A 3,968-nucleotide genomic window follows, 5' to 3' on the forward strand; every position below is an offset into this window, starting at 1 on the left:
TTCGCTCGGAAAATTTGATGGCAAAAGTGTTCTCTACGATTTCCCAAAAATCCTGATTTACTTAAATGCCAAGGGCAAATTGCTCTTTGGCGAAAAGTTCAGGATTTACGATGAGGATAAAGATATTTTGTTGAAGCTCTGTTCCTACTTCATCAAGGACAAAGACAACTGTGAAAAATTTGAGATTGATATTGACAAAGGTATTCTACTTTCTGGTCCTGTAGGTTGTGGTAAAACCAGCTTAATGAAACTTTTACGGCATTTAGTGCCCTTGCAACGTCCTTACGAAATGATCCCTTGCCGAAATGTGACGTTCAGTTTTAACCATCTTGGTTTTAAGACTATCGAGGATTATGGAAACACGAAATTCTTCTGTTTTGACGATCTTGGTGTAGAACCGTTAGGAAGGTTTTACGGTAAGGATCTGAATGTGATGGGCGAAGTACTTTTATCGCGGTATGAACTTTACCTCCAAACAAAGCATAAAATCAAAACTCACAGCACTACCAACCTAAATGCCGAGGAACTGGAAGAACGTTATGGCAATCGTGTCCGTAGTAGAATGCGCGAATTGTTTAATTTGATTGCTTTTGATAAAGGGGCTGGGGATAAGAGGAAATGAACTTTAACTATAATTTCAAACAACATTTGTACTCTCTTGAATTGGTGGACTGCTCACTGTACCGTAAGTGCAAAAGGCACAGCAATAATCAATATCTGGTTGAGGAATTATTTGAAATTCAACTGGCTCTAAAAGTTTAAAGCTTTCAAACCATACTTTATACCCCCACTATTTTTATCAAATCACCTCATTTTGTAAACCGCTATGGAATTCTCCTTAAAATTTGTGATGTATAATTTATTTTTATCGAATAGTGCATCCGTAGGATAATTGATATCATCGGTAAGAATTTGCTCTAATTCTCCATTGAAATCATAAATCAATACCCTGCTGTTTTCTTGGTCAGTCACAGCAAAGCCATTTTCACTTAAAGCTATACCAGAAGCTACGTTGAATCCATCTTCTTCTCCGATAATTTCCAATATTTTTCCGTCAATGTTGAATACCTGTACCCTATTATTATAGGCATCGGCAACAAAGACTTTATCACCCTTGATTTTTACATCTATCGGATAATACAGTTCTCCTTTGTTGTGCCCCTCCTTTCCTATATAACTCACCTGTTCTTTTATTTGTAAAATAATCCTATGGTTATAAAAGTCAGCAATCGCGATTGTGTCGCCCTTTGCATTGAGTCCGGCGGGTGCTTGCGGTTCGGCATTTAGGAACAGTGCGGACTTTTTCCCGTCCTCGAAAACCCAAATTGTATCTGTTAAAAATTCGGGTACATACAGCTTTCCCTTGTCGAAATCAATATTCATAGGGCGTTTAATGCCCACAATCGAATTTATTTTATTTCCGCTGGGGTCTATTTTCAATAACCTGAACTGTTCAGGATCCGAAAACCAGATGTCGTCGCCAGTTTTCGCTAACGAAAGTGGACGTACTTTTTCGGGAAGTTTTATTTTCTCTTCAAAGGTCCATTTTACATTTTCCTGCTTACAGCTTATGAGCAATAAGGTGAAAACTAAAATCAATATAAACCTATTCATCTTTTCCCGCTTTAAAGATTACTGCATAAAGCTTAAAGGATTTCAGTAAGCTCAATTTCCCACTTAGTGGTTAGCTCCCCGTCTTCTTCATCCTGAACTATCCCTTTAACTGTAAGGACTCCGGGTTTTAACCTGGAACGTAAGTTGGTAGAAGTTGCTTCAGCTATCTTAAAAGTTTCTTTCCCGGTTTGTATTGCATAAGTGCCATCCTGCTCAACGAAGTTGCCCTTTATAACTATTTCGGCATTCTTAGCTGAAAAACCATTCACTTTCACTTCTTCCTGAATTTGTTTCAAGCTTAAATTATTGTTTGCAGTCAGATCTAAATAAGCTTTGCCTTCATTCAGACTTACTTGTACCTTTTCTATACCATCCATTTTTTTGAGTCCGCGTTCAAGGCCATAGGCACAAGGTGCGCAATCCATTCCAAAAACTTCCTGATCTACTTTGGTGATTTGGGCGTTGGAACTTATGATTCCAAACACTGTCACTACGATAATTAATGCTATTCTTTTCATTTTACTCTTTTTTTATGTTTAAAATTCTTCTTTAATATCTGTTATAACCAATAACTTATGTTCAGTGAGACCCTATATTTTTCACGGGGCGTATTCGGAATAAGATCCTGGTATACCGGGAACAATGCCCCGAAGGAAATTCCCCAGGGACCGGTAAGTCCTAAAATTGAAGGACCAACCAATACTTTTTTACTCCGTTCATCTGTAGAAAAAAATTGTCCGTTAACTTTATTATCTCCGGGAAATTCGGCCAGTGATTCTACAAATATCCGCCAGTCGGGTTTAGGATAATCCCCCATAAAAACATCGGGACGATAACCTATCACCATGCTTGCATAGGGTAAATCGCCTAATTGCTCGTTGTCCTTTTCAAAATAATATTGGTAACCGCCACCTAACCAGGCGTACCAGGTACGTGAGGCATATCCCGTAGAAATGGCCCCATGGATAGAGTTCCCTACATTCACCTGTCCGCGAACATCCTCAGTAGGGGCAGATACACCTAAAATTGCTGTGGATTCAAACCTCTTTCCTACCCCAAAAGCATTTGAAAAAAAACGATACCACAAAGCAGCCTCGATATCTCCATTGGAAGGCATCATGCTATTTCCACGGGTTCGTGGAGCATTTTCCAGACGCTCAATCACAGTAGGAGTGGTAAGGGTAACCTGTAAATCTTCCGTAATGCCATAGAAAAATGTATACCGAAGCATATAAGAGGCCTCGTCTTCGGTCGCTATACTCATTCCGGAAGCGTTCATGTTTATACCGCCTTTTGCCAGGGTGGGGGTTTGTAATCCATAAATTGGGCCATGCCCCTGGGCTTCTACTTTATACAGTGTCGATAAACCTATGAATAGGATCAAAAAATAATTTTTCATGTTTTGTAAATTTAAACTTCTAAAAATCTTTGAATGGGCAATAGTAAATAAGCAGCAAACAATCCAAGGACATAAAGGCCAAAGGAAAACCAAAGAATGGCTTTGCTCCATCTTGTTGCTGTATCACATGCGGTCTCATTTCCGTTTTCATCGATCTCGCAGGTTTGGTTTCTTTTTCTTCCGTAGAACAACCAGAAATTAAAGCCTATCATAATCCCGGCAATCAGGAAGGTCCAGTCTTTATATTTGCTCATGGTAATGAGCCAGGGCAGGTCAGAAGCCAATCCCGCAACCACAGCTCCCATTCCCAGGGCAACCAGTAGCGAAGGCAGGGCGCAACACAGTAAGGTGGAAACCGAGGTAAAAAGGGATCCTATACTTACGAAGTCTTCTTTTATTTTAGCAAACATCTTTATTGTTTTTATACAGGTATCTCTATCCGTTTACAGAAGCCCCCTTTTCGGTTACAACTTCCACTTCAAACCCACGGTCTTTGATAAGGGAGAGTATCTTTTTTTCTGAAATCTGCTTTGGATCATATTCAATTATCGAGGAGCTTTTATCAAAGCTTGTTTCACTTTTAATAATGCCTTTTTGCTCCTTCAACATTGAATCGATACCATTAGCACAACCGGACTGGCAATGCATGCCTTTAATTTTTAAGTGTAAGATTTTTTCCGTCATCTCCTTTTGGATTTTAAATTCAATTTGATTTTCATTTTTCTGATCCATAGCGCTAGCGGTATTTCCAGAAAACGCAAGGGTCGTTCCGGTTAACAATACCGCGAATAATTCTTTATGTAAACCTATCATCTTATAATTGATTTTTAAAAATTAACTATGTCAAAATTAGGGGCAGCAGGGGGGTGGTAACCAAATTAGATTTTATTTTTTTCTTTAAAAAAATCCTACTGCTTAATCTTCTAAAAATCTGAAATATTCTTTTTTCATTTTT

At 38.7% G+C, this 3,968-nt stretch carries 6 protein-coding genes; 1 reads left to right on the forward strand and 5 read right to left on the reverse strand.

Going from position 1 to position 3,968, the window contains the following annotated elements; genetic code table 11:
- A partial coding sequence (locus RM529_RS16245) for an ATPase (RefSeq protein WP_311485794.1) occupies positions 1 to 622 on the forward strand: 622 nt, incomplete at its 5' end.
- 182 nt (positions 623 to 804) lie between these two features.
- Here the strand turns inward: RM529_RS16245 and RM529_RS16250 are convergent.
- The 5 genes from RM529_RS16250 to RM529_RS16270 are packed head-to-tail and all read right to left on the reverse strand — an operon-like array spanning position 805 to position 3,826.
- Positions 805 to 1,614, reverse strand: coding sequence for an NHL repeat-containing protein (locus tag RM529_RS16250; protein ID WP_311485795.1), 810 nt, complete (start codon positions 1,612 to 1,614; stop codon positions 805 to 807).
- A 32-nt stretch (positions 1,615 to 1,646) separates the two neighbouring features.
- Positions 1,647 to 2,132 carry a heavy-metal-associated domain-containing protein gene (locus RM529_RS16255; RefSeq protein WP_041579141.1) on the reverse strand — a complete coding sequence of 162 codons (486 nt, stop codon included), beginning with the start codon at positions 2,130 to 2,132 and terminating at the stop codon, positions 1,647 to 1,649.
- A 41-nt stretch (positions 2,133 to 2,173) separates the two neighbouring features.
- Positions 2,174 to 3,013 (reverse strand): hypothetical protein, encoded by an 840-nt coding sequence (locus tag RM529_RS16260; RefSeq protein ID WP_013073424.1) that lies wholly within the window; start codon positions 3,011 to 3,013, stop codon positions 2,174 to 2,176.
- Between the two features lie 11 nt (positions 3,014 to 3,024).
- On the reverse strand, positions 3,025 to 3,423 hold the full coding sequence (locus tag RM529_RS16265; protein ID WP_013073423.1) for a hypothetical protein: 399 nt from the start codon (positions 3,421 to 3,423) through the stop codon (positions 3,025 to 3,027).
- 25 nt (positions 3,424 to 3,448) lie between these two features.
- Positions 3,449 to 3,826 carry a heavy-metal-associated domain-containing protein gene (locus tag RM529_RS16270; RefSeq protein WP_311485796.1) on the reverse strand — a complete coding sequence of 126 codons (378 nt, stop codon included), beginning with the start codon at positions 3,824 to 3,826 and terminating at the stop codon, positions 3,449 to 3,451.
- Between the last annotated feature and the right edge of the window lie 142 nt (positions 3,827 to 3,968).

Source organism: Autumnicola edwardsiae (genome assembly GCF_031846505.1).
GTDB classification, from domain to species: domain Bacteria; phylum Bacteroidota; class Bacteroidia; order Flavobacteriales; family Flavobacteriaceae; genus Autumnicola; species Autumnicola edwardsiae.